This window comes from Polynucleobacter necessarius, assembly GCF_900095195.1.
Taxonomy (GTDB): domain Bacteria; phylum Pseudomonadota; class Gammaproteobacteria; order Burkholderiales; family Burkholderiaceae; genus Polynucleobacter; species Polynucleobacter necessarius_G.
In genome coordinates this window covers 495,892-520,423 of sequence record NZ_LT606950.1, presented here as the reverse complement: position 1 = coordinate 520,423, position 24,532 = coordinate 495,892, and the positions used below count along the sequence as shown (strand labels likewise).

The window sequence follows — 24,532 nt, the reverse complement described above, 5'->3', positions numbered from 1 at the left end:
GGTCAGCCTGGCTTTTGAACAAAGCCTGCCTCATACGACAACCCCCCACCCTTTTTCTCGGCAGCACTAACAAATCCCGTTGCAGCAGCAAACGCCTTAACATCACCAATGGTCATCTCCGTTTGATCCCATACTAGATTACCAATTGGTGTTGTCGGGATTGATGATGGTGGCGCACTTTGGCTAGTGCTTGGTCTCAACAGCAAATACAAGGAGATGGCAGATAACAAAATGCCAAATAGGATTTGGTAAATATCAAACTTTTTCATTTTGATGACTGTAATAGAAAAAGCTCCGCAAGATATCTTTGGGGAGCTTTAGGGGTATTTGGGGCGAACGACGGGACTCGAACCCGCGACAACCAGAATCACAATCTGGGACTCTACCAACTGAGCTACGTCCGCCGCAGAAGAAGTGAAATTATAGCCTTTTTGGGTAAAAACCCCGCAAAACAGCCTTATTCTGCGGTTTCGAGCTCAAAAGCAGCCCAGTCTCCAAGACATAAGCTGGCATCTAGAAAGAAGTCTGCAATCGCATCCTTGGACTGCACTTTTGCCAGAGCATAATGATCGGATAGTTTTTGACGCCAATAGCGCGAATAGCGCGAACCCGCTCTACCATGCGCCAAGCCCAAGATATGCCTTGTGAATGCGCCAATATAAAACGGTTTTTGCTTGACTTGGCACTCATCAAACCAGGCTTGCACTTGTTTCACTAGCGCAATCTGAATGCGATGCCATTCCGTCTCGCTAAAGAGGTAACCCGCTGCATCACCATCACTATTAATCAAATCATCCCAACCCAACAACATCGCAGGAAAATGATATGCCGCTCTGCCAACCATAAAGCCATCAAAATCATTCCAATGACCAGCAATTTGCTCATTAGATTCCAAGCCACCATTGAGCAACACTTTTAATTTAGGAAAATGTTTTTGGGCATCTAAGCGTAATTGCGCTGCGACTTCATATCGCAATGGCGGCTTACTGCGGTTCTCCTTGGGAGATAGGCCCTTGAGAACTGCGTTACGCGCATGAATAGTGACCTGACTAGCACCAGCATCTGCAACAGACAAAATGAAATTTAATGCAAATTGATAATCCTCATTTGAGCTAGATGCATCCATGGAATCAAGCCCCAATCGATGCTTTACCGAAATGGGAACATCTACCGCATCTTTCATTGCCTTAACGCATTCGGCAACCAGCTTAGGCTCTGCCATCAAGCATGCGCCAAATGCGCCACGCTGCACGCGCTCGGATGGGCATCCACAGTTCAGATCAATTTCATTGTAGCCCCATTGCTGGGCCAGTTCTACAGATCTTGCTAAATCATTTGGTTCCGATCCGCCCAACTGCAATACGACGGGATGCTGGTCTTGCGAATAATCCAAGTGACGAGGTACATCGCCATGCAACAGCGCGCCAGTAGTCACCATCTCCGTATACAAGACAGCTTCTTTACTCAGAGAGCGGTGAAAAGAGCGGCAATGGCGGTCTGTCCACTCCATCATCGGAGCAACTGCAATGCGCTTTTGGGGGACGCTATTCATAAACATCCATTGTTTTAATTAACGTCCTATTTTAAAGGCAACAGGGCAACCGAAGTCGCCCTGATCTAGCATAATCCTTGTGCACTATTTATTGCATCACGCTTTATTTCATCTTATCGAGCTTCGCCTCAAGCTCTGCTGCCAAGTCCAAAGCGCCCATGCATCCAGACTTGAGGTGATTCGGAAGATCCGGATCTCCAACCATTGCGCCTAAAGTCTCTACAAGGCTAAATACACTCCTTTGGCAGCTCCGATCGCAATCGTGTTACTTTTGACGGCCTCATCAATGTGATTTACCGCATCTTGCCGCTCACTGGCATCAAACGATATCTTGCCCATGGCTTGTTTATTTCAAGTAATTCGATTCGTGTATCGGAATTGGACTCACCCTCCACCTCTTGCATTTGCAAGAAATGTTCGGATTCCTCAAGACAACTTTGATACATCAGTGACAATCTTTTTTCTAGGGCCTCGGAGTATGGTGCGATTGCCTCATACACCTTATTTACAATTCGATCACGAAAGAGATTTTGGTATTGCGCCCTTTCGCTAGGGTTTACAGAGAAGATCACTAACCCGGCAGCATCCCGATCAATGCGGTTATAGGGCTTAAGGTTTGAATGTGGGTTTTCCTCTTCAATCGATCGAGCAAGGTTTGATGTAAATACAAGCCACTAGGTGTTACTGGCAAGAAATGGGGTTTATCTGCAACCAGCAAATGCTCATCCTGAAAGAGTATGAGCTCCTCGAATGGTATCTCAGGCTCACGAGCCAATCTTCTGAAGTAATGTAGATGAGTATTGGGACGTTATGGATCATTCGCTGCTAACACTTGGCCATCAGCATCTAGTATCAATCCTTCAGCGAAACGACTCTTCCACTCAACTGCGTCAATGTGTGGAAATTGAGCAATAAAGAATTGCAATAAGTTCAGATGGGATTGATCGGGTGGTAGATACACCCGCGATGCTGAAACCCCTTCTGAATTGACCTTACTCATACTGTAAATACTACTTCTTGAGCTTGGCCAAAGCCATCGCCATTGCATTATTCATGGGGGCCGCTTGTCTACGATCTTCTTGAGGTCGCTTAATTTCACTTTGCTTTGGTCTGTTCTGGATTTTTTGCTCTGGCTTTGTTCCCGCCTTAGGAGCCTCATCCGATAAGCGCATGGTTAAGGCAATACGTTTGCGCTTCTCATCAACCTCCAGAACCCTTACCTTTTGACCCGCTTTAACTACTGCATGGGGATCTTTAACAAAGGTATTAGATAGGGCCGAGATGTGCACGAGGCCATCTTGATGCACTTCAATGTCCACGAATGCACCAAATGTGGCAACGTTGGTCACGACACCTTCCAAAATCATATCGGTCTTCAGATCCCCGATCGTTTCGACGCCCTCTTTAAAAGTAGCCGTTGTAAATTCCGGGCGTGGATCCCTTCCCGGCTTTTCTAGTTCTTTCAAAATATCGGTGACCGTTGGGATACCAAACTGCCCATTAGCGTATTTCTCAGGGGATAAAGACTGCAGTAAATTGGCGTCACCGATGACTTCTTTGACATTCTTCTGGATATCTTTCAGGATTTTCTCAGCCAATGGATAGGATTCAGGGTGAACCGCGGATGCATCCAAAGGATCTTGCCCATTCATAATTCGCAAGAAACCCGCTGCCTGCTCAAAAGTCTTCTCTCCAAGACGCGGCACGCTCATTAAGTCCAATCTAGATTTAAAGGCGCCCTTACTATCCCGATAGGCAACGATTCCCTCGGCTACCGTTGAACTCAAACCTGAGACTCTCGCCAATAACGGGGCTGAGGCAGTATTCACATCAACGCCAACCGCATTTACGCAATCCTCAACTACCGCTACCAATGCTCTTGCGAGCTGGGTTTGCATAACATCGCGCCGGTATTGGCCAACACCAATCGACTTTGGATCAATTTTGACAAGCTCGGCAAGTGGATCTTGCAGTCTGCGAGCAATAGAGACCGCACCACGCAACGACACATCCATTCCAGGCAATTCTTTTGATGCGTACTCAGAGGCAGAATATACCGAAGCCCCCGCTTCCGAAACCACAATCTTGGTAAGACCAAGCTCAGGTTTGGCCTTGATTAAATCTTGCGCCAACTTATCCGTTTCTCTTGAGGCCATACGATTTCCAATCGAAATTAACGTTGCTTTATGCTTCTCGGCTAACTTAGCCAGGGTCATTAGTGAGCCAGTCCAGTCATTTTTAGGTTGATGTGGGTATATCACATCGGTATCAACGACCTTACCAGTCTCGTCCACAACCGCAACCTTCACGCCAGTTCGCATCCCGGTATCTAAGCCAATAGTAACCCGAGGCCCGGCAGGAGCAGCCAATAACAAGTCCTTCAAGTTACGAGCAAAGACGTTAATCGCCTCAGTCTCCGCCCGTTCACGCAGCGCTGTAATACGCCACGTCCAACGAACCGTATCGGCTAACCATGGATCCGCTCGACCCTCATTTTTAATTTTGAAATGATTGGCTATCCGCTGCTCACATGGATTGTGTGGCGAATCCCATTTTGGCTTTTCTTCCTCGCTATCGAGGCGCAGACTCACCATTAATATCTGCTCACGCCGACCCCGAAACAATGCTAACGCACGATGAGATGGAACGGCTTTGATAGGCTCAGAGTAGTCAAAATAATCGGCAAACTTCTCGCCCTCGTGCTCTTTGCCTGCGATCACTTTAGATTCAACTACACCATGATCTTGTAAATAGCTTCGCAAGGATTGAACTAAACCCGCATCCTCTGCAAATCGCCCCATCAATATTTGGCGAGCACCCTTTAGTGCGGCCTTAGTATCTAGCACTCCGGGATTATCGCCCTGCTCGGTTTTAAAAGCCTCTTTAGTATATTTCGCTGCTTCTATTTCGGGATCTAGATTTGGGTTGGCCAATAAATCATTTGCCAGAGGCTCTAGACCCGCCCCTAAGGCGATCTGCGCTTTGGTTCTCCGCTTAGTTTATAAGATAAGTAGAGATCTTCTAAACGCATTTTATCTTTCGCCATCATGATGGCTTTGAGCAACTCAGGCGTCATCTTGCCCTGCTCTTCAATCGAGGCCACGATGGTTTTGCGTCACTCTTCTAGCTCTCGCAGATATCCCAAACGCTCTTCTAATAAACGCAATTGAGCATCGTCCAACCCTCCAGTTGCCTCTTTACGATAGCGAGCAATAAAAGGGACTGTTGCGTATTTAGAATTTTTAGAATCTTGAAAACAATGAAGAACAAAAGCCACCCGCAGGTGACTTTTGTAGTGATACTGAGATTGCTTATTCGCGCGAGGCTTTTTTACGCTCATGCTCCTTAAGGTAACGCTTGCGAATACGAATGCTCTTCGGCGTTACTTCAACTAACTCATCATCGTCAATGAACTCTACAGCGTATTCAAGATTGAGAGCGATAGGCGGCACTAGGCGCACAGCTTCATCGGTACCCGATGCGCGCACGTTAGTAAGCTGTTTACCTTTAATAGGATTTACCACCAAATCGTTGTCACGACTATGAATACCGATCACCATGCCCTCATATAAGGGATCTCCAGGACTCACAAACATACGACCACGATCTTGCAACTTCCATAATGCATATGCAACCGCATCACCATCATCCTGACTGATCAATACACCATTGTGACGCTCGCCCAAAATACCTTCTTTTGCTGGCGCATAGGAATCAAACGTGTGACTCACCAAACCGTTGCCACGTGTCATGGTCATGAAATCGCCTTGGAAACCGATCAAACCACGCGCTGGTATGCGATATTCGAGACGGGTACGGCCCTTACCGTCACTGACCATATCGAGCAACTCGCCTTTGCGCTTACCCAAGTCTTCCATCACTGCACCTTGGGTAGTATCTTCGACGTCAACTGTTAAGTTCTCGTATGGCTCCATCTTCACGCCATTCTCTTCATGGAACACTACGCGTGGACGCGAAACCGCGAGCTCGTAACCCTCGCGACGCATGGTTTCTACCAGGATGGTGAGGTGCAATTCACCGCGACCAGATACTTCAAATACAGTGTCATCGTCTGTATCCTTCACACGCAAGGCCATATTGGATTTGAGTTCGCGGTCTAAGCGCTCACGAATCTGACGGCTCGTCACAAACTTACCTTCACGACCAGCCAAGGGGCTGGTATTAACCATAAAGTTCATGGTGAGGGTTGGCTCATCAATTTTGAGCATTGGCAACGCCTCTGGAACATCAGGGGCGCAGATGGTGGTACCAATCGCCAAATCCTCAATACCGTTGACCAACACGATGTCGCCCGCTTGCGCTTCATCAACCAACTCACGCTCTAAGCCGCGGAACTTTAATACTTGGTTAATGCGTCCTTTGCGCTGCTGATCTTCGGGGCCATCCATAAAGACCACATCCATGCCAGGCTTGACCGTACCGCGATTGACGCGGCCTACACCGATCTTGCCAACATAGGTGCTGTATTCAATCGAGGTAATTTGCAACTGCAATGGACCATCTGGATTGTCGTCGCGCACTGGAACATGCTTCAGCACTGCATCAAATAATGGACGCATATCGCCTTCACGCACATCATCTGTTAAGCCCGCATAACCGTTCAAACCCGATGCATACACAACCGGGAAATCTAACTGCTCTTCCGTAGCGCCTAACTTATCAAATAACTCAAATGTCGCATTGATAACGTAATCTGTACGTGCACCAGAACGGTCTACCTTATTGATCACCACGATTGGCTTTAGCCCTAAGGCCAAGGCTTTCTTAGTTACAAATCGGGTTTGTGGCATAGGGCCTTCAACCGCATCCACAAGCAGTAAAACACCATCGACCATCGATAGAACACGCTCTACTTCGCCGCCGAAGTCCGCGTGTCCTGGCGTATCAATGATATTGATATGAGTACCGTCATATTCCACCGAGCAGTTTTTAGACAAAATGGTGATACCACGCTCTTTTTCAAGATCGCTTGAATCCATCACACGTTCAGCTACTTTCTCATTGGAGCGGAAGGTACCGGATTGACGCAAAAGTTGGTCAACGAGAGTAGTTTTGCCATGGTCAACGTGAGCGATGATGGCGATATTACGAAGTGCGCATTTAGTCATTTGAAGCTTCTACAGTTAAAGATAAATAAAAAGATGAATTCATGAGTGCCTAATGAGGCTGCGAGATTAGTCTCTTTGGGTGCAATACCCCAGTATTGCCAATATCCTCAGCCAAAACCCGAATATACGTACTTTTACTGCAGCTTACCTCTAGGGTAGCTTGCGGACACCGGACATTAGTCCAACGAATTTTATGAAAAGTGATCTCACGAGGGGTGCGCTCTAATTCCACACCCGCTCTAGCGTATTCATACAGAGGCTTACCATCGCGCTCTAACGCCGAATACATTGGCGGCACTTGTGTAATGGCACCTGAAAATTTGGAAAGTACTGCATCTAGTGCAGTTTGCAGTGCTGATTCATTTTCAAAAAATGGCAACGGTAACTCTTCAATGACGTTGCCTTCAGCATCGCCAGTATCGGTACGAGAACCAAACTTAACTTGCGCTACCCCGGCCTTCTCTGCGTTAAATGCGCGCTTAACCGCCGTTACCGCACCTTGAGAACTCATCCCGGCAGGCTTATCCAGCAACACTACTCCGTCGATACGTGTGGACATGAATTATTTTTTCTCTGATTGATCGCTCTCCAGCGCTTGATCAATCAATCGAGACATCTCTATGCCATGCTCTACCGAGTTGTCATAGTGAAAATGTAGGGTTGGTACAGCATGAATATGCAAACGCTTAAACAACAAGGAATGTAGGTAGCCTGCTTTTTCTTGCAGCGCTTTTTGTGCTTGCTCAGGCTCTGCGCCCAATACCGTAAAAAATACTTTTGCATGAGCTAAGTCTGGAGAGAGCTCAATACTTTGCAACGTAATCAAGCCCAAACTCGGGCTACGTAACTCACGCGGAATGAGCTCGGCCAGGTCTCGCTGAATTTGATCAGCAAGACGCTGGTTACGATGCGGACTGGATTTATGCATGGTTAGTCTATTAAAGAGAACGAGCAACTTCCGTTACTTCGAACACTTCGAGTTGATCACCTTCTTTAATGTCGTTGTAGCCTTTTAATGACAAGCCACATTCAACGCCGGCACGAACTTCTTTTGCGTCGTCTTTAAAGCGTTTAAGCGAATCGAGCTCACCGGACCAGATCACCACGTTGTCACGCAAGAGGCGAACGCTTGAGGTGCGTTTCACGATACCGTCAACGACCAAGCAACCCGCAATTGCACCAACCTTAGAAACCAAGAAGACTTGACGAATTTCCACCAAGCCAGTGATCTCTTCTTTCTTATCTGGAGTCAACATGCCACTTAATGCAAGCTTCACTTCATCAACAGCATCATAAATAATGTTGTGATAACGAATATCCACTCCATTGTTCTCTGCTAGCTTGCGTGCTGCAGCATCCGCATGGGAGTTAAAGCCAATAATGACGGCTTTCGAAGCGACTGCTAAATTGACATCAGTTTCGGTAATACCGCCAACAGCAGCATGAACGATTTGCACCTTCACCTCGGGTGTCGAAAGCTTCAACAGCGATTGTGACAATGCTTCCTGAGAGCCTTGTACGTCCGCCTTAATGATCAATGGCAATAACTTGGCTTCAATCGCACCCTCACCCATGTTTTCCATCATGGTTTCCAGTTTGACAGCCTGTTGCTTAGCCAACTTCACGTCGTGGAACTTGCCTTGACGGAATAGTGCAATCTCGCGCGCTTTACGCTCGTCGGCTACTACTTGCACAGACTCGCCAGCAGCGGGCACCCCTGCCAAACCTTGAATCTCAACCGGAATTGATGGTCCAGCTTCATTACATGGCTTACCGTTTTCGTCCAACATCGCACGAACACGGCCAAAGGTTGAGCCAGCCAAGAGCATGTCGCCACGTTTCAGAGTTCCCGATTGGACGAGAACGGTAGCAACCGCACCCTTACCTTTATCCAAACGGGCTTCGATTACCAATCCTTGAGCAGGCGCCTCTTGCGGAGCTTTGAGCTCTAAGATTTCCGCTTGCAAGAGTACGTTCTCGAGTAACGCATCAATGCCTTCGCCAGTCTTTGCGGAGACCGGAATAAAAGGCACATCGCCACCGTATTCTTCTGGCACCACTTGCTCAGCAACCAATTCGGTCTTGACCAGCTCTGAGTTTGCTTCAGGCTTATCGATTTTGTTGATTGCCACAACCAAAGGTACGCCACCCGCAATCGCATGGTGAATCGCTTCTTTGGTTTGCGGCATCACGCCGTCATCTGCTGCAACAACCAAGATCACAATATCAGTTGCCTTAGCACCACGCGCACGCATTGCCGTAAAGGCCTCGTGACCAGGGGTATCTAAGAATGTAATCATGCCACGCGGTGTTTCTACGTGATATGCGCCGATATGCTGAGTAATGCCACCAGCCTCACCAGATGCCACTTTAGCGACACGAATCTTATCGAGCAACGAAGTCTTACCATGGTCGACGTGGCCCATCACGGTGACGACGGGTGGACGAGGCAATAACTCTGCATCATGACCATCGGCTGCTAAATCTAAATCAGGATCATCCAGTTTGGCAGCATGGGCACGATGGCCCATCTCTTCAACGATGATCATCGCAGTATCTTGATCAAGCACTTGGTTGATGGTAACCATTTGGCCCATGCCCATCAACAACTTAATGACTTCAGCGCTTTTCACCGCCATAGAGTGTGCAAGCTCAGCAACAGTAATCGTCTCCGGTACATGCACATCGCGAACAATTGGCTCCGTCGGCACTTGGAAGTTTGTATCAATATTCGCTTCAGCAACTTGACGTTGTTTTTTACGTCCACCACCTGTTCGCCAACCGCCAACACCACCAGAGGTATCGCCACGGGTCTTCAGGCCGCCAGACTTCTTAATGCCATCTTTTTGCCATGTAGACGATGTTTCGGAAGATTTAATTGTCTTACCGCCAACTTTTGCTGGCCTCTTCTTATCTTCCGAACCCTCCGCCTTGGTTGGCTTATGCAAGGTTCCCTTTTTCGCCTCTTCTGCAGCCACTCCGCTTGGCGCCTTAAGTACTCGCGCTGGAGCACTCATCATGTCGCGAATCGCTAATGCCTCTGCTTCAGCAGCAGCGCGACGCGCACGCAAATCGGCTAATTCTTTCTCTTTGGCAGCAACGAGCTCTTTTGCCGCTTTATCCGCTTTGGCTTTTTTCTCAGCTGCAGCTGCAACCGCATCAGGGGCCTCATCAGCCTGCTTCGCTTCATTCTCTGCTGGCGCAACTACTTCCTTCTGACGTGCGTCTTCAGCGACTTTCATTTCCGCTTCTTGGCGCGCCAAGAGTTCAGCCTGACGTGTTGCTTCAGCAGTGCGTTTTTCTAACTCTTCTTCAGACAGAATGGGTTTAGCAGGTGCAGCAGGCATGGTTGCAGCAGGAGTATTGACAGCAGCCTCAGGTGACTTATCTCCCGCTTTTACCAGCACGCGCTTTTTACGCACTTCCACTTGAACAGTGCGCGTACGTCCAGTAGAGTCCGCTTGGCGAATCTCCGAGCTCTCACGCTTGATTAAAGTAATCTTTTTGCGAGCGCCAGCCTCAGCGTTGCCACGTGCTTTTTGTAAATACTCAAGCAGGACTGTTTTGTCCTTATCAGTAATGCTCTCATCCTCAGAACCTTTTTCGATCCCTGCTGCATTTAATTGCTCCAAGAGGTCAGCTGCGGTTCTTTTTAGTTCCTTAGCGAGTACTTTTACAGTTGTTGTTACCATGTACTACTTCCTCTCATGAAGTAAACCAATGTTTGCGCGCTTTCATGATGAGCGTTTTCGCAGTTTCTTCGTCAATTTGTGTCGCCTCAACCAGCTCATCAACAGCCAGTTCAGCAAGGTCGTCACGGGTATGCACTTGATTTTCAGCAAGCTTCGCAATTAACTCGGTAGTCATGCCCTCGAGTGAACGCAAATCTTGTGATACTTCACCAATGCGCTCTTCTTTTGCCAATTCCATCGTCAACAAGGAATCACGAGCACGAGTGCGTAATTCGTTAACGATGTCTTCATCAAATGAATCAATCCCCAACATTTCAGACAAAGGCACATAGGCCACTTCTTCCAATGTATTGAAGCCTTCTTCAATCAAGATATCGGCAACTTCTTGGTCAACGTCCAATTTATCCATGAACAATTGACGCACGGAGGAAGCCTCTTTTTCGGTTTTCTCAGCAGACTCTTCTGGAGTCATGATGTTAATTTGCCAGCCGGTCAAATCACTTGCCAAACGGACGTTTTGTCCACTGCGGCCAATGGCAATCGCCAAGCTTTCTTCATCAACCACCACATCCATAGCATGGCGCTCCTCATCAATGATGATAGAGGAAACCTGTGCAGGAGCTAATGCACCAATTACAAATTGCGCTGGATCTTCAGACCACAATACGATGTCGACTGCCTCGCCAGCTACTTCGTTACGCACTGCTGTAACGCGTGTACCGCGAACGCCAACACAAGTACCAATTGGGTCAATACGCTTGTCGTAAGTAATCACGGCAATTTTTGCGCGAATACCAGGATCACGAGCAGCACCCTTGATCTCCAGCAAACCCTGCTCCATCTCTGGAACTTCATTCTCAAACAACTTGATTAAAAATTCTGGGCAAGTGCGGGACAGTTCGATTTGTGGGCCGCGAGCTTCACGATCTACTTTCAAAATATAGGCACGTACACGATCGCCTGAACGCAAGTTCTCTTTTGGAATCATTTGATCGCGACGCAATAATGCTTCCACGCGTCCAGATTCAATAATCAAACTATTCTTATCGGCGCGTTTGACTGTACCAGTCATAACTTTTTCGCCACGCTCAAGATAATCGTTCAAGATTTGCTCACGCTCAGCATCGCGAATACGTTGCAAGATCACTTGCTTCGCTGCTTGTGCGCCAATACGTCCAAATGCCAATGATTCGATTTGTTCTTCGATGTAATCCCCGACTTCGATGTCCGACAGTTGCTCTTTTGCCTCAAATTGCAAAATCTCTTTATCCGGCTCTTGGAGGCCCGCTTCATCCGGCACCACCAACCAACGGCGGAAGGTTTCGTATTCACCCGAATCACGATCGATCGATACCCGAATATCCACGTCTTCGGTTGCATAACGCTTCTTCGTGGCCGATGCCAGCGCCATTTCAAGCGCCTCGAACACAATTTCACGATCAACGTTCTTTTCACGCGCTAACGCGTCTGCCAACATGAGAACTTCTCGGCTCATGACTTTCTTCCTTTGAAATCAATAACAGGGACCAACCGAGTCTTATCGACCTCGGCTAAAGAAAACTCCAATTGAGACGGCTGACCATCCGCCGCCTCGAACACCAAACCAAATTTCGCATCGGGTGAATCCACTCCACCACTCAGCAAACCTTGCAACACACCACGAAAATTTTTACGGTTACCAACAGCAACACGCAATTTCAGATCCACCTCCATACCAGCGAAGCGTTCAAAATCCATCGCCGTTTTAATGGGACGATCCAACCCCGGGGAGGAGATCTCCAAGCGCTCATACGGGATGTTTTCTACAGGCAAGGTGTAGCTCAATTGATGGCTTATCTTTTCGCAGTCTGACACCGTAATCAAACGCTCATAATCTGGGTTCTCAATTGTGACGCGCAGCAACCCCCCAGCTTCACGCTCAATATCTACTAGCGTGTAGCCTAAGTTTTCCAACTCTGCAGCAATGATCTTCTGATCCCTCACAACCACCCTTCAATCTAAAACGGCAAAAAAAAATGGGCTTCAAAGCCCATATTCTCGAAATTCAGAACAGGCCGACTTACGTTGATCGCAACATCAGTCGGTAACAACACTTGCAACAGGTTTGTGTTGCAAGACGTAAATTATAGCGGATTTTTAGAGAAAACTGATAGAAATCAGAAGCTTTCGCCAGGATTTCGAGGCTTTCTGGGGCCCTTATTGAAGGGCTTTCGACCCTTGGTACCACTTCTCTTAGGCCCATTTCCAGGACTTTGCGGATTACCTGCCACAAACGCAGACTGCCCATGGTGGACTTTTTTGGCTTTATTACGATTTTGGCCGTTTCCACCTTGCCCACCGCCTTGGCCTGGCCTACCGGCTTGGGTACGACCGCGGAATGGACCGCGCCCATCTCCAGACCCTCCGCCAGGCTTGCCATTTTTACCTTGATGCGTCATGCCGTGATGACCGCTTGCCAAGGTTAGAGCGTCGCGCGAACCCCAATAGGAAACAGAAGTCTGCATCGGATCAGGCTGGAAATCGCCGCTTGCCGCATGTCGATTCTGACCATTTGCGTTGGGATTGCGATTCTTATCTTGAGGCTGGGGTACTTTCAACCCAGCAGACTTCATCAGACTTGCTACGCCCTCTGGAGAAACCTCTTCCCACTTACCGCGTCGTAAACGGGGAGGTAGTATGAACATACCATAGCGTGTCCGAATCAACCGGGAAACGGTATGCCCTACCGCTTCAAACATACGACGCACTTCGCGGTTGCGGCCTTCAGTTAACGCAACGTGGTACCAACGGTTTGCACCATCGCCACCACCCATGGCTAAACGCAAGAAGCGTGCTTGCCCATCATCCAGTTTGATGCCGCTCTTGAGTTGCGCAGTGTTGTCCTGACTCAGCTCACCCAAAATACGGACTGCATACTCACGCTCAACACCATAGCGTGGATGCATTAATCGATTTGCTAATTCACCTGAAGTGGTGAATAACAATAAGCCTTCTGTATTAAAGTCCAAACGACCCACCGCAATCCATCGACCTTGACGTGGTTTTGGCAAACGATCAAACACCGTTGGACGACCATCTGGATCGGATTGGCTGACAATTTCACCGGCCGGCTTGTGATACAAAATCACACGTGGTGGTTTTGTCTGTATCTTGCGATACGCTGGTTTGCCATTAATACGAACCTGATCAGTTGGTCCAATGCGTTGACCAATATGCGCTGGTAATCCATTAACAGACACACGACCTTGGACAATCAAGTCCTCCATATCGCGACGCGAACCCATCCCCGCATCAGCCAATACTTTATGGAGCTTGACGGTATCTTCATCATCCGCATCATCGTCTAGGCCATCTAAATCAGACCAAACTTCATCACGCAAACTCAGAGGCAACTCATCAATGTTGGCAAACTGCAAGCTACTCATCTCAGCTTCCGTCGGCGCATCAGGATCTTCGTCTTCACGAGAGCGTTGTGCGCGCTGCGCTCGACGCTCCGCTCCCGTTTGGTGCGAGATCTCCGCTTCATTTAAGCCGTCAGGATTTTTAATCTCCAATACTTCTGGGGCATCGAGGGCTGCATCAAACTCGCCAGAGACAACGGAAGCAAATAACGCTTCAACGTCTGCAGGATTTGGGTCTAGCTTTGCTAAATGATTACCGCCTTCACGTGGACCGTTCGCACTGCCACCTTCACGGCGTGGCTTATCTTTATTGAACGGACGCTTTTTGTTAAAGGGGTGCTTGCCCGTTCCCGCGCGCCGAGGATGACGCGACCCACGATCTTCGCGGAGCGTACGCTCACCACCCTCACCGCCACCCTGAGATCCCTCAACATGGGCAAAACTGGAATCGGTATGAGACAGTGTGACTACTGGTGCTGCTGGAATGGAATCGTTTTCGTTAGAACTTGTCATTAATCGTTATTTTGTTTCGTCTGCTTGCCCGTCAGACTCGGGGGTTACTTCTGCCTCAGCGATTTCTTCGATTACTTCTACCGCCACTTCTTCTGTGGTGGTTTGCTCAACACCTTCAACAACAACTGTCTCGACCGTAGCCGTTGGATCAAATTCAACACTGCTTGACCCAACTGTTCTGCGGCTGCCATAGGAGCAGCATCCCCCCAAGATGGGGAGGCTTTGCAAGTTAGTCAAACTGAGGTCAGCTAAAAACTGTTTGGTGGTGGCATACAAACCGGGACGACCAATCGTATCTTTATGACCAATTACCTCAACCCAACCACGATCTTCTAATTGCTTCATGACGTTACTACTCACAGCAACACCACGGATCTCTTCGATCTCACCACGCGTTACTGGCTGGCGGTAAGCAATGATGGCTAATGTTTCCATCACTGCACGCGAGTACTTCGGTGGCTTTTCTGGGGTTAACCGATCGAGGTATTCCCGCATCGATAGGCGGCTTTGAAAACGCCAACCCGTTGCAATGTGAACGAGCTCCATCCCTTTATCATCCCAAGCACGCTGCAACTCGACCAATGCCTCATCGATGTCGGCTGTTGTAATGTCTTCAACAAACAGACGGGATAAGTCAGCAACAGTAAGTGGCTCCTGTGCACACAGGAGGGCTGTTTCAATAACGCGCTTGTTGTGATCATCCATAAAAGTCGGGCTTTCAGGAATAGTCCTGAGAAGAATTAAAAATGTATTTCCGTAATGGGTTTTGGTGTTCTCTAGCGACTACAGGCAATCCGTCTCATCATCTCTAGTTATGGAATATGCCTGCGCTGCAACGAAGTCCTTTTCGTTCACCGTCGAGCCATTATAAGGTAGGCTCAATACAATAGCCACATGCACAAGAATTCATCAAAACCCCCAGTCTCGCTTCAGCGGCGCAATCTAATGGGCCTTGGCGCCCTCCTTTGCGCTGGTGGCCTGAGCTCTTGCAGCCTGGTCGGAAGCAAAAAACCGGTAGTTGGACTCGTCCTAGGGGCGGGGGCCGCTCGTGGATTTGCTCATGTTGGGGTAATTAAAGCCCTGGAGGCGCAAGGTATTCGCCCCGATATGTGGTTGGCAGCAGTGCAGGTAGCGTGATCGCTGCCCTCCTCGCCTCGGGTGCGACGGGCAATGATCTGAATCGTCTTGCTCTCAATTTAGATGAAGCCACGATTGCAGACTGGGGTCTACCTTTTGCTGGACGGTTTGGCGGACTCATTAAGGGCGACGCACTGCAAAATATGGTGAACCGCGAGGTACAAAATAAAACGATTGAGCAAATGCGCATTCCTCTCGGAATTGTTGCTACTGAATTGCAGTCCGGCAAGGGGGTACTCTTTCGTACAGGCAATACCGGTCAAGCAGTAAGAGCCTCATGTAGCGTGCCCGGTGTTTTTCAACCGACCGTCATCGCAGGCAAAGAATATGTCGACGGTGGTTTAGTAACCCCTATACCAGTCAGTTATGCGCGACAGATGGGCGCTACTTTAGTCATCGCTGTCAATATTTCTTCTGAGCCTGTTCATCAAGATGCAAGTGGTACCTTCGGAGTGCTACAGCAAACCATCTCCATCATGCAACGCAGTATTAATCAATTCGAATTGAAGAGTGCGGATATCGTGATTCAGCCACAGCTAAAACAAATGAGCAGCGGCGATTTCAAATCCAGAAACGCCGCTATCTTAGCGGGAGAAGTTGCCACTCAAGAGCAGATGGCGCTAATTAAAGAGAGCCTGAAAGGCTTGTGATAACAGGCCTGTAGGCCGTAGCTTAAAGGCTATGAGACTTGCGCTTGAGGTTCTTCACCTCGTTTAACAACTCTTGACGCTCTGCATCATCTAAGTTGTCACTGCCATCGAGGCGACGGGCGCCATCAAAGCGTTTATCCCAATACAAGCTTCCAAGATCATCGACGCGGACAGCAGTTCCCTTGGATGGTGAATGTATAAATTTATTGTCACCGACATAAATGCCAACGTGTGAAAACGTTAAGCGCATGGTGTTAAAGAAAACGAGGTCGCCTGGTTGCAGTTCTTCGCGACTAATCGGTTTGCCAACACGACTCATTTGTGTAGATTTGCGTGGCAATAAAAAACCCAATTTATCTTTGAACACATAACCAACGAAGCTGCTGCCATCTAAACCTGACTGCGGCAATTCAGCATCCCAGCGATAGCGCACGCCAATCACTTCCATGGCGCGATTAATCAACTCGTCGGATTTTTCCGTCACGGTATCCGCCAACCGATCGGATACACGAGCGATGTACGCCCTCCCCGCCTGGAACATACTTTCTTTAGGAACTATTGCCTCGGCAGACGGTGTAGTCGCCTCATTAGCAGGGGAGACGGCATCCGCAGCCAGCGTTGGCAACGAGACCGTAAGACCGAGAGATAGACCCAGGATCGAAAAAAGGAGTGTCTTTTTCAGTGACATCGATCCAGTTTAACAAAGAACCCGATCTTTACCAAGACCCTCGATCAATCATAAGTCTCTGTTTAATAAGCATTTTTCTTATAAAAAACGCAGAGAACCCCTCCCAATGCACCAAAATAGGCCCACTTCGAGGGTATTTTCGACCCCTAAGAACGCTCGGCCGCCGCAAACAACTCTTTGGTATAGATCTGCTTGGGGTGCTTGATCAGGGTTTCGGTATCGCCAAACTCAACGACCCTGCCTTCTTTGAGAACCATGATTTCATGCGACATGGCTCGAATGACAGCCAGGTCATGACTAATCATCAGGTACGCCAAGTTGTACTTCTTCCGCAATTCCGACAACAGAGCGAGTACTTGTTTCTGAATAGAAACATCCAATGCTGAGGTAGGTTCATCCAGCACCAAAATCTGGGGGCGCAAAATTAAAGCGCGTGCGATGGCAATACGCTGACGTTGACCACCCGAGAACTCATGGGGATAACGCGTTAATACTGAGTGATCTAAACCGACCTCTTTCAGCATATCGACGACACGCGTTTCTCGTTCAGTTGCTGAAAGATTTGGGTAATGTATATCAAGCCCCTCAGCAATAATTTGCAACACATTCATGCGCGGCGATAGGGATCCAAACGGATCCTGAAAGATCACCTGCAAACTAGAGCGCATCGCGCGACGTTCAGCCGGCTTAAGTAATTGCCAATCTTTGCCCAGCACATCAACATCGCCCGTTACCTGCGCCGCAGTATCGCCCAATAGGCCGAGCACTGCCATACCCAGCGTAGTCTTGCCTGACCCAGACTCGCCAATCACACCAATGGTTTGACCTTGCTTTAAATGGAAGTCTACTTTTTTCAGCACTTTATGTGCTGGCGCTTTTTTTAACCAGGAAGTTGTCTCGGAACCTGGATAAGCAACGGATAATGCCTGCGTTTTTAATAGCACGGGAGCCAATGGCATCACCGGAGCAAGTTGCCGCACAGGTTCACTGTTGACCAATGCTTTTGTGTATGGATCTGTTGGATGTTCAAACACCTGCTTGGTTGAGCCCACCTCCATCAGGTTACCCTGATTTAACACAGCCACCCGTTGCGCAAAGTGTTTTACTAAATTCAGGTCATGAGTAATTAACAAGATACCCATGCCGCCATGCTCTTTAGATTCTTCTTGCAATTCTTTAAGCAAATCCAAAATTTGCAAACGCAGACTCACGTCCAATGCCGTTGTTGGCTCATCCGCAATCAATAAACGCGGCTTACACGCCAATGCCATCGCGATCATGGCACGTTGACGCTGACCGCCTGATAGTTGATGCGGGTAGGAATAAAACCGCCGTTCGGGTTCAGGGATTCCGGTCTTTTTAAGTAAATCGATTGCCGCATCAATGCAATCTGCTTTGGATAGCAAGGGCTGATAGATTTGAACGGCCTCGATAATTTGATTGCCAATCGTAAAGAGCGGATTGAGTGCCGTCATCGGCTCCTGAAAAATCATCGCTATTTCACGACCACGAATCGCACGTATCGCATCGATTGATAACGAGAGCAAATCGACGACACCATCACCTTCTTTTTTGCTCCAGAGAATCTTACCTGCTACCTTTGCACCTTCAGGCTCTAACCTCAAAGGAGCTAAGGCTGTTAAGGTTTTGCCTGAGCCGGATTCGCCTACAAGCGCGACGCGCTCACCAATCCCAATCTCTAAATTCAAATGACTGACGGCAAATTTCTCGCGTCTCCCTGCGCCAAAGGAAATACTAAGATCTTCATAACGCAGCAAACTCATGAGCGTCCTCCGCTCATCAGGCCTGCCTTACGGGAGTCATAAGCATCACGCAGAGCTTCACCCATAAATGTTAATAACAGCAGTGTTGTAACCAGAACAATAAAGGTGGAAAGGGATATCCACCAGGCATCTAAATTTCCTTTGCCTTGCGATAGCAATTCTCCCAAACTCGGCGTCCCCGGTGGAACCCCTAAACCCAAGAAGTCCAAACTCGTTAACGATAAAATCGCCGCGCTCATGCGAAACGGTAAAAAAGTAATCACTGGAGTCAAACTATTGGGCAGAATGTGGCACCACATGATTTGCAAATTTGTGAGGCCAAGTGCTCTTGCGGCGCGAACATACTCCAGGGCACGATTACGAAAGAATTCTGCACGAACGTAATCCGATAAACCCATCCAACCAAAAGCAGCCAACAACACAATCAGCAAAAGAACACTGGGATTAAAAATGGATGCAAAGATAATTAATAAATACAACTCGGGCATTGCGGACCAGATCTCAATCAAACGCTGAGAAATCAAATCAAACTTACCGCCAAAGAATCCCATGAGCGCTCCCGTAATTACTCCAACGGTGACACCAACAATGGTGAGCGCTAAGCCAAATAAGATCGAGAGGCGAGAGCCATAAATTAGCCTTGAAAGCACATCCCGCCCACGATCATCCGTGCCTAACCAGTTTTGCCAGGATGGTGGCGCTGGATTTGGAACTTGAGAAAAATAATTTAAGGTCTCATAGCTGTACGTAATTGGTGGATAAATTGCCCAATTGCCATTACTCGTTATGATGCGACGAATATCGGGATCCAAGAAATCGGTCGGGGTTGCAAAATCTCCGCCAAAAGCAGTCTCTGGAAGATTTTTCACAATCGGAAAGTAAAAATGACCGTCATAGCGAACAATTAAAGGCTTATCGTTTGCAATGAGTTCAGCACACAACGAGATGCCAAACAGAATCAGAAAGATCCAAAGGCTGGCATAGCCACGACGATTATTTCGAAAGCGCTGCCAACGACTCATGAACCGCCCCCCGCTCCAAACCGAATCCGAGGATCGACATAAACGTAGCAAAAATCCGAAATAAGCTTGGTGAACAAACCTATCAAGGTAAATAAATAAAGGGTACCGAATACAACGGGATAGTCACGCCGCATCACAGATTCGTAGGAGAGTAAGCCAAGACCATCTAATGAGAACAAGGTCTCAACCAAGAGCGAACCCGTAAAGAACGCACCAATAAATGCAGCAGGAAAACCGGTAACCAAGGGCAACATGGCGTTGCGAAAGACATGCTTCCACAGCACTTGTTTTTCAGTCAGGCCTTTTGCTCGAGCAGTTAACACATACTGCTTACGAATCTCTTCCAAGAATGAGTTTTTGGTCAGCATCGTCACCACCGCAAAACTTCCTAGGACAGATGCAGTAATGGGGAGCACTAAATGCCATAAGTAATCCATGACCTTACCCATCACACTAAGATCACTCCAGTCATCAGAAGTTAAACCTCGCAGTGGGAATATTTGTAAAAAACTTCCTCCGCCAAAAATTACTAGGAGCAATACGCCCAAAACAAAACCGGGAATAGCGTAGCCCACCAAGATCATCGTGCTCGTTACCGCATCGAAGCGGGTGCCATCTCGCACCGCTTTAGTAATACCCAAAGGGATCGACACTAAATACGTCATAAAGAAGGCCCACAACCCAATACTGATTGACACCGGTAATTTAGAGACCACTAAACGCCAGACACTTTCATGCTGGTAATAACTTTGCCCCAAATCAAAAGTAGCAAAACGACCTAGCATCATGAAATAACGCTCGAGAGGCGGCTTATCAAAGCCATACAGCGCTTTTACTTCCTCTAAACGTTGCGCATCGATTCCTTGTCGACCGCGATAGGTTGCTCCGGATCCAGAGGATTCGGCACCACCGACGGCAGCATCACCCTTACCCTTGAGCTCTAACACCATCTGCTCTACTGGGCCACCGGGCACAAACTGCACTACTGCAAAGGTTAATGTTAAGACCCCTAGTAGCGTTGGAATCATCAGCAATAAACGCTTGATGATATAAGCGCGCATTTGAGCTTGCATTATTTAGCCTCTTCTTTCCACCAGTTCTGCATGATCCAAGATTCCGCTTGGTAATACAAAGGTGGCTCTGGGCAGCGCATCTCTTTTCGGAAGGCTACACGATGGGTGGGGTTGTACCACTGCGGCACAACGTAATAACTATTCCATAGCACACGATCGAGAGCTCTCGCAGCAGTTTGCAATTGATTGCGATTTTGAGCTTTCGTAATCTCCTCAACCAAGGCATCGACTACCGGCGATTGAATGCCGATGACATTGTCAGAACCCTTTTCTTTTGCGGCTTGACTACCAAAGCGGTCCCATAGCTCGCTACCAGGGTTTTGTGAATCTTGAAAGCGCACCGTGGACATATCAAAATCGTATTCGTTCATGCGTTTTTGATACAAAGCAAAGTCACTCGTACGAATATCCAACTGAATGCCCAGCTTTTCGAGGTTACGTCCATACGCCGATAGGACTCGGAGAAAGAATCCGCCGTTCTCCACCATTTCAATTCGGAAGGGCTCACCCTTTTCATTGCGTAATGCACCATCCCGATATTGCCAACCAGCATGCATCAATAGTTCGCGTGCTTGACGTAAATTCTGTCTTAAGCTTCCTGGTGGTTTCGTTGAGGGCGGCGCAGGCATCGGGCCAAATACCGCATCGGGAACCCACTGTGGGTACTTTGCTTTAAGCGGTCTAAGTAACTTCAATTCTGCTTCGGTTGGTTTACGCGGACCATCAAAATTCGCACTCAAATCGCTATTCGTAAAAAAGCTATTGATACGGCCATACTGATCAAAAAAGATTTGCCGATTTAGCCACTCAAAGTCCAGTGCTAAACCCAATGCTTGTCGAACTCGTGCATCCTGAAAAAGCGGTTTGCGCACATTCATCGCAAAACCTTGCATGCCTGCGCCATTGTAATTCAAAAATGCTTTCTTTAATAGCGTGCCATTATCAAACTTAGGACCAACATAGCCTTTCGCCCAAATCTTGGCGCGGTACTCGACGAGTGCATCAAACTCTCCTGCTTTAAATGCCTCTAATCGAATCGCATCATCGCTGTAGAGCTTATAGAGCACCCGATCAAAGTTATAGAAACCAACTCGGATGTTTAAGGGTTTGCTGAGTTGATTAGCCCAGTACTGTGGATTCTTTTTATACGTTATAGACTTTCCAGCTTTAAATGACTCAATCAAGTATGGGCCACTTCCGATCGGCTGCTCAAAGGCCATTTTGTCAAATGGAATCATCGTCCCATCAGGCTTCTTACCCCAATTCCGCGAAAAGATCGGCAACGTTCCTGCCAGAATAGGCAGCTCCGAGTTATCACTCTTAAATTCAAAGCGCACCACCCGGTCGGACACAATCACCGCCGCTGCAATGTCGGCAAAAGTCGTTTTGTAACGTGGATGCGCTTTGCCACTCATCAACATGTCAAAACTGTCTTTCACATCAGCAGCCAACACTGGACTGCCATCAGAAAACTTCGCTTCATTTCGAATATGAAACGTCACAGACCGACGATCCTTTGCTACTTCAATATTGTCAGCAAGTAATCCATAGACGCTCGAGGTTTCATCTGCACTTCCTTCAGCTAAAGACTCAAACATCAAATCAATTCCCGGCGCAGAAATGCCGCGCAAGGTAAAGGGATTGAATTTATCGAAACTCGTACGTTGCCCTGGGTTAGGAAGAACCAAGGTGCCACCCTTGGGTGCATTGGGATTGACATAGTCAAAGTGAGCAAATCCCTCGGGATACTTTGGCTTACCGTACTGCGCGATCCCTTGGCTGGCCAATACTGAGTGGCAACCCACCCCCATCAAGAGGGTTAAAAGCATTAAGCGGGCGATTGCGCGAAAAAAGGTCTGAGCTGGCATATATGCAACAATTGTAGATAGCAAATCATATTTGAAGCAAAGGACACATCATGGGCTTTCTCTCCGGCAAAAAAATCCTCATTACCGGCCTTCTATCCAACCGCTCGATAGCCTATGGCATTGCCAAGGCCTGCCATCGTGAGGGTGCTGAACTTGCCTTTACATACGTTGGTGAGCGATTCAAGGATCGGATTGTAGATTTTGCAAAAGAATTTAATTCCGAACTGATTTTTGATTGTGATGTCGGTAGTGACGAACAAATTTCCGCCCTATTTAAGGACCTAGCGAAATCCTGGCCTCAGTTTGACGGTTTTGTGCACGCGATTGGCTTTGCACCACGCGAAGCCATTGCTGGTGATTTCTTAGAGGGTCTCTCGCGCGAGGGCTTCAAAATTGCTCATGACATTTCTGCCTACAGCTTTCCTGCCATGGCAAAAGAAGCATTACCGATGCTACGCGATAAATCCTCTTTATTGACCCTGACCTATTTAGGGTCAATAAAGAATGTTCCGAACTACAATACCATGGGTTTAGCAAAAGCTTCGCTGGAAGCGTCCGTCCGTTATCTTGCTGGCTCCGTGGGTCCCAAAGGTATTCGAGCAAACGGCATCTCTGCCGGCCCAATTAAAACCCTGGCAGCTTCCGGCATTAAAGGGTTTGGCAAGATTCTCGAAGCTGTTGAACAAACTGCCCCGCTGCGCCGCAATGTGACCATTGATGATGTCGGCAATACCGCTGCATTCTTGTTATCCGACTTAGCGAACGGCATTACTGCCAAAATTATTTATGTTGATAACGGCTTTAGCCAAGTGATTGGCGGAATGGAAGATGCTTGAGCGGTTCTGCATCTTCTGGGCCATCGATCTCATTTAGCCAAGCTCTCAAGTTTTGGGCTAAGCTAAGCTTCATTAGTTAGTTGAGAAGCGTCGCTGGATTTCTGAGCGACGCTTTTTACATGCCATAAATTACTGCATGCTATTACCCTGGCCCGAAGCACAACAGCTTGTTACCTATAATAGGCTGGCTCATGCATCGTAGTTGGGGAGGCATCCTTCAGGCACTCTCTTTGTCTTGCCCTCTTTACTGATATTGATCGGCCTATCCTGGGTTTATCTCACCTACGGTCAAGTGCCATTACTGCAGCGGTGGTTGGTGTGATTGCAAACCTTGATCTATTTTTTGCGTACCACGTGTTTTTCCCACACGGCCTAGGTGGCTCGATTTCTTGGCTCTCAATTGCTATTTGCGGATTAGCGGGCCTTGCACTCTTTCAATTTCAAAAAGGGGTGATAACTGTTTTAGGGGGCTCAGCCTTAGCAGGGCTTTTACTCCACATTGCCACTATTTTGATCGGCTAAGTTTTTTCTTCAAGATTGGCATAATGGATCTTATGCGAATCGAACCTCAAACCATTACCCATCTTCAAGAGTGGCTCGGAAAAACCGAGTCGCTTTCCGACACGGTGACTACCGCCCCAGTACGCGCCCTGCCGCAGATGCTCTCTTACAAGTAATGCTCCAAAACAAACTTCAACCGCGTGATATTGCTAAAGTTGAAACACTGGTTCACCAGGGTGCTATTGATGTCTTGGGTCCAGTAACTGATCCTGCAACCGTTCACCAATCGAAGTTTTCGATGGGAACCGTGCTCGCTCTTATTGCCCACTATCAATTTGCTGGCTTACAAGAATTTGAGCGCCATTTTCATGATGATGAAATCTGCCAATTTAGAGATCGGGTCGCGATGACACTCGATTCTGAAGTGGACAGCGCCTATCCACAACGCTGGATTGGTAAAGTCAAAGTCCATTTACAGAATGGCCAAATATTGGATGGTCGGGTAGATGAACCCAAAGGTGATCCTGGCAATACACCCTCCCGCCCAGAAATCACTGACAAAGCCCTGCGTCTAGCAGCTTTTAGCGGTGGCGCCAATCCACAGGAGATGCAAGTTGCCATAGATCGCTTGTGGAATATTCGTAAACAAGCCAAGATAGACGCTCTACTTCCTCAAACATAAGCCT

Annotated in this window: 19 protein-coding genes, 1 tRNA gene and 4 pseudogenes; 5 read left to right on the top strand and 19 right to left on the bottom strand. The window is 48.0% G+C overall.

The window, feature by feature from the left end:
- Window positions 1-2: 2 nt before the first annotated feature.
- The 14 genes and pseudogenes from BQ1619_RS02905 to scpB all read right to left on the bottom strand — a co-directional run bounded on the left by BQ1619_RS02905 (window position 3) and on the right by scpB (window position 14,992).
- A complete protein-coding gene (locus BQ1619_RS02905) occupies window positions 3-269 on the bottom strand; it encodes a hypothetical protein (RefSeq protein ID WP_114662177.1) in 267 nt (88 codons plus the stop codon).
- Window positions 270-328: 59 nt separating this feature from the next.
- Window positions 329-404 (bottom strand) — tRNA-His (locus BQ1619_RS02900).
- A 53-nt stretch (window positions 405-457) separates the two neighbouring features.
- Window positions 458-1,552, bottom strand: coding sequence for a tRNA dihydrouridine(20/20a) synthase DusA (gene dusA, locus BQ1619_RS02895; RefSeq protein WP_114662175.1), 1,095 nt, complete (start codon window positions 1,550-1,552; stop codon window positions 458-460).
- Between the two features lie 293 nt (window positions 1,553-1,845).
- Window positions 1,846-2,148, bottom strand: a complete 303-nt coding sequence (locus BQ1619_RS10585; RefSeq protein ID WP_415066247.1) for a pseudouridine synthase — start codon at window positions 2,146-2,148, stop codon at window positions 1,846-1,848.
- 212 nt (window positions 2,149-2,360) lie between these two features.
- On the bottom strand, window positions 2,361-2,552 hold the full coding sequence (locus tag BQ1619_RS08975) for a hypothetical protein (RefSeq protein WP_197711832.1): 192 nt from the start codon (window positions 2,550-2,552) through the stop codon (window positions 2,361-2,363).
- 10 nt (window positions 2,553-2,562) lie between these two features.
- Window positions 2,563-4,781, bottom strand: a pseudogene (locus BQ1619_RS02880) (Tex family protein); the annotation flags it as partial.
- An 82-nt stretch (window positions 4,782-4,863) separates the two neighbouring features.
- Window positions 4,864-6,681, bottom strand: a complete 1,818-nt coding sequence (gene typA, locus BQ1619_RS02875) for a translational GTPase TypA (RefSeq protein ID WP_114662173.1) — start codon at window positions 6,679-6,681, stop codon at window positions 4,864-4,866.
- A gap of 49 nt (window positions 6,682-6,730) precedes the next feature.
- On the bottom strand, window positions 6,731-7,240 hold the full coding sequence (locus BQ1619_RS02870; RefSeq protein ID WP_231968456.1) for a pseudouridine synthase family protein: 510 nt from the start codon (window positions 7,238-7,240) through the stop codon (window positions 6,731-6,733).
- Window positions 7,241-7,243: 3 nt separating this feature from the next.
- Window positions 7,244-7,609: a 30S ribosome-binding factor RbfA gene (gene rbfA, locus BQ1619_RS02865; RefSeq protein WP_114662171.1), complete on the bottom strand. Its 366-nt coding sequence runs from the start codon at window positions 7,607-7,609 to the stop codon at window positions 7,244-7,246.
- Between the two features lie 10 nt (window positions 7,610-7,619).
- Entirely contained in the window at window positions 7,620-10,373 is a 2,754-nt protein-coding gene (gene infB / locus BQ1619_RS02860; protein WP_114662127.1) for a translation initiation factor IF-2, read from the bottom strand.
- Between the two features lie 13 nt (window positions 10,374-10,386).
- Window positions 10,387-11,868, bottom strand: a complete 1,482-nt coding sequence (gene nusA, locus BQ1619_RS02855; protein WP_114662125.1) for a transcription termination factor NusA — start codon at window positions 11,866-11,868, stop codon at window positions 10,387-10,389.
- Complete coding sequence (gene rimP, locus BQ1619_RS02850) at window positions 11,865-12,356, bottom strand: ribosome maturation factor RimP (RefSeq protein WP_114663487.1); 492 nt, start codon at window positions 12,354-12,356, stop codon at window positions 11,865-11,867. Before rimP ends, nusA begins: the two co-directional genes overlap by 4 nt.
- A gap of 173 nt (window positions 12,357-12,529) precedes the next feature.
- Window positions 12,530-14,287 carry a pseudouridine synthase gene (locus tag BQ1619_RS02845; RefSeq protein WP_114662123.1) on the bottom strand — a complete coding sequence of 586 codons (1,758 nt, stop codon included), beginning with the start codon at window positions 14,285-14,287 and terminating at the stop codon, window positions 12,530-12,532.
- A gap of 6 nt (window positions 14,288-14,293) precedes the next feature.
- Entirely contained in the window at window positions 14,294-14,992 is a 699-nt protein-coding gene (gene scpB, locus BQ1619_RS02840) for an SMC-Scp complex subunit ScpB (protein WP_231968455.1), read from the bottom strand.
- Window positions 14,993-15,181: 189 nt separating this feature from the next.
- On the opposite strand from scpB, the pseudogene BQ1619_RS02835 reads away from it, so the two are divergent.
- Window positions 15,182-16,074: pseudogene (locus BQ1619_RS02835) on the top strand (patatin-like phospholipase family protein).
- Window positions 16,075-16,096: 22 nt separating this feature from the next.
- On the opposite strand, the gene BQ1619_RS02830 reads toward BQ1619_RS02835, so the two are convergent.
- The 5 genes from BQ1619_RS02830 to BQ1619_RS02810 all read right to left on the bottom strand — a co-directional run bounded on the left by BQ1619_RS02830 (window position 16,097) and on the right by BQ1619_RS02810 (window position 22,470).
- Window positions 16,097-16,762, bottom strand: coding sequence for a C40 family peptidase (locus BQ1619_RS02830; RefSeq protein ID WP_114662121.1), 666 nt, complete (start codon window positions 16,760-16,762; stop codon window positions 16,097-16,099).
- Window positions 16,763-16,908: 146 nt separating this feature from the next.
- Window positions 16,909-18,546: an ABC transporter ATP-binding protein gene (locus BQ1619_RS02825; protein WP_114662119.1), complete on the bottom strand. Its 1,638-nt coding sequence runs from the start codon at window positions 18,544-18,546 to the stop codon at window positions 16,909-16,911.
- The gene (locus BQ1619_RS02820; protein WP_114662117.1) at window positions 18,543-19,568 is read right to left on the bottom strand and encodes an ABC transporter permease; all 1,026 of its coding nucleotides are present in this window, start codon (window positions 19,566-19,568) and stop codon (window positions 18,543-18,545) included. The genes BQ1619_RS02825 and BQ1619_RS02820 overlap by 4 nt, the downstream gene beginning before the upstream one ends.
- The gene (locus tag BQ1619_RS02815) at window positions 19,565-20,629 is read right to left on the bottom strand and encodes a microcin C ABC transporter permease YejB (protein WP_174222090.1); all 1,065 of its coding nucleotides are present in this window, start codon (window positions 20,627-20,629) and stop codon (window positions 19,565-19,567) included. Before BQ1619_RS02815 ends, BQ1619_RS02820 begins: the two co-directional genes overlap by 4 nt.
- A gap of 11 nt (window positions 20,630-20,640) precedes the next feature.
- Window positions 20,641-22,470 (bottom strand): extracellular solute-binding protein, encoded by a 1,830-nt coding sequence (locus BQ1619_RS02810; RefSeq protein WP_231968454.1) that lies wholly within the window; start codon window positions 22,468-22,470, stop codon window positions 20,641-20,643.
- Between the two features lie 89 nt (window positions 22,471-22,559).
- On the opposite strand from BQ1619_RS02810, the gene fabI reads away from it, so the two are divergent.
- The 4 genes and pseudogenes from fabI to BQ1619_RS02790 all read left to right on the top strand — a co-directional run.
- A complete protein-coding gene (fabI, locus tag BQ1619_RS02805) occupies window positions 22,560-23,345 on the top strand; it encodes an enoyl-ACP reductase FabI (protein WP_114662111.1) in 786 nt (261 codons plus the stop codon).
- A gap of 26 nt (window positions 23,346-23,371) precedes the next feature.
- Window positions 23,372-23,643, top strand: a pseudogene (locus BQ1619_RS09615) (chromate transporter); the annotation flags it as partial.
- Between the two features lie 247 nt (window positions 23,644-23,890).
- On the top strand, window positions 23,891-24,022 hold the full coding sequence (locus BQ1619_RS10185) for a hypothetical protein (RefSeq protein WP_269460101.1): 132 nt from the start codon (window positions 23,891-23,893) through the stop codon (window positions 24,020-24,022).
- A pseudogene (locus tag BQ1619_RS02790) lies at window positions 23,989-24,528 on the top strand (MmgE/PrpD family protein); the annotation flags it as partial. The gene BQ1619_RS10185 and the pseudogene BQ1619_RS02790, both read left to right, overlap by 34 nt.
- Window positions 24,529-24,532: the final 4 nt, after the last annotated feature.

Excerpts from the sequence above, each read along its gene's own strand:
- BQ1619_RS02845 (WP_114662123.1), bottom strand. The coding sequence starts at position 14,287 with ATGACAAGTTCTAACGAAAACGATTCCATTCCAGCAGCACCAGTAGTC.
- fabI (WP_114662111.1), top strand. The coding sequence starts at position 22,560 with ATGGGCTTTCTCTCCGGCAAAAAAATCCTCATTACCGGCCTTCTATCC.
- infB (WP_114662127.1), bottom strand. The coding sequence starts at position 10,373 with ATGGTAACAACAACTGTAAAAGTACTCGCTAAGGAACTAAAAAGAACC.
- BQ1619_RS02820 (WP_114662117.1), bottom strand. The coding sequence starts at position 19,568 with ATGAGTCGTTGGCAGCGCTTTCGAAATAATCGTCGTGGCTATGCCAGC.
- rbfA (WP_114662171.1), bottom strand. The coding sequence starts at position 7,609 with ATGCATAAATCCAGTCCGCATCGTAACCAGCGTCTTGCTGATCAAATT.
- scpB (WP_231968455.1), bottom strand. The coding sequence starts at position 14,992 with ATGGATGATCACAACAAGCGCGTTATTGAAACAGCCCTCCTGTGTGCA.
- BQ1619_RS02905 (WP_114662177.1), bottom strand. The coding sequence starts at position 269 with ATGAAAAAGTTTGATATTTACCAAATCCTATTTGGCATTTTGTTATCT.
- dusA (WP_114662175.1), bottom strand. The coding sequence starts at position 1,552 with ATGAATAGCGTCCCCCAAAAGCGCATTGCAGTTGCTCCGATGATGGAG.
- BQ1619_RS02830 (WP_114662121.1), bottom strand. The coding sequence starts at position 16,762 with ATGTCACTGAAAAAGACACTCCTTTTTTCGATCCTGGGTCTATCTCTC.
- BQ1619_RS02870 (WP_231968456.1), bottom strand. The coding sequence starts at position 7,240 with ATGTCCACACGTATCGACGGAGTAGTGTTGCTGGATAAGCCTGCCGGG.
- typA (WP_114662173.1), bottom strand. The coding sequence starts at position 6,681 with ATGACTAAATGCGCACTTCGTAATATCGCCATCATCGCTCACGTTGAC.
- BQ1619_RS02825 (WP_114662119.1), bottom strand. The coding sequence starts at position 18,546 with ATGAGTTTGCTGCGTTATGAAGATCTTAGTATTTCCTTTGGCGCAGGG.
- BQ1619_RS10185 (WP_269460101.1), top strand. The coding sequence starts at position 23,891 with ATGGATCTTATGCGAATCGAACCTCAAACCATTACCCATCTTCAAGAG.
- BQ1619_RS02810 (WP_231968454.1), bottom strand. The coding sequence starts at position 22,470 with ATGCTTTTAACCCTCTTGATGGGGGTGGGTTGCCACTCAGTATTGGCC.
- BQ1619_RS02815 (WP_174222090.1), bottom strand. The coding sequence starts at position 20,629 with ATGCGCGCTTATATCATCAAGCGTTTATTGCTGATGATTCCAACGCTA.
- nusA (WP_114662125.1), bottom strand. The coding sequence starts at position 11,868 with ATGAGCCGAGAAGTTCTCATGTTGGCAGACGCGTTAGCGCGTGAAAAG.
- BQ1619_RS08975 (WP_197711832.1), bottom strand. The coding sequence starts at position 2,552 with ATGAGTAAGGTCAATTCAGAAGGGGTTTCAGCATCGCGGGTGTATCTA.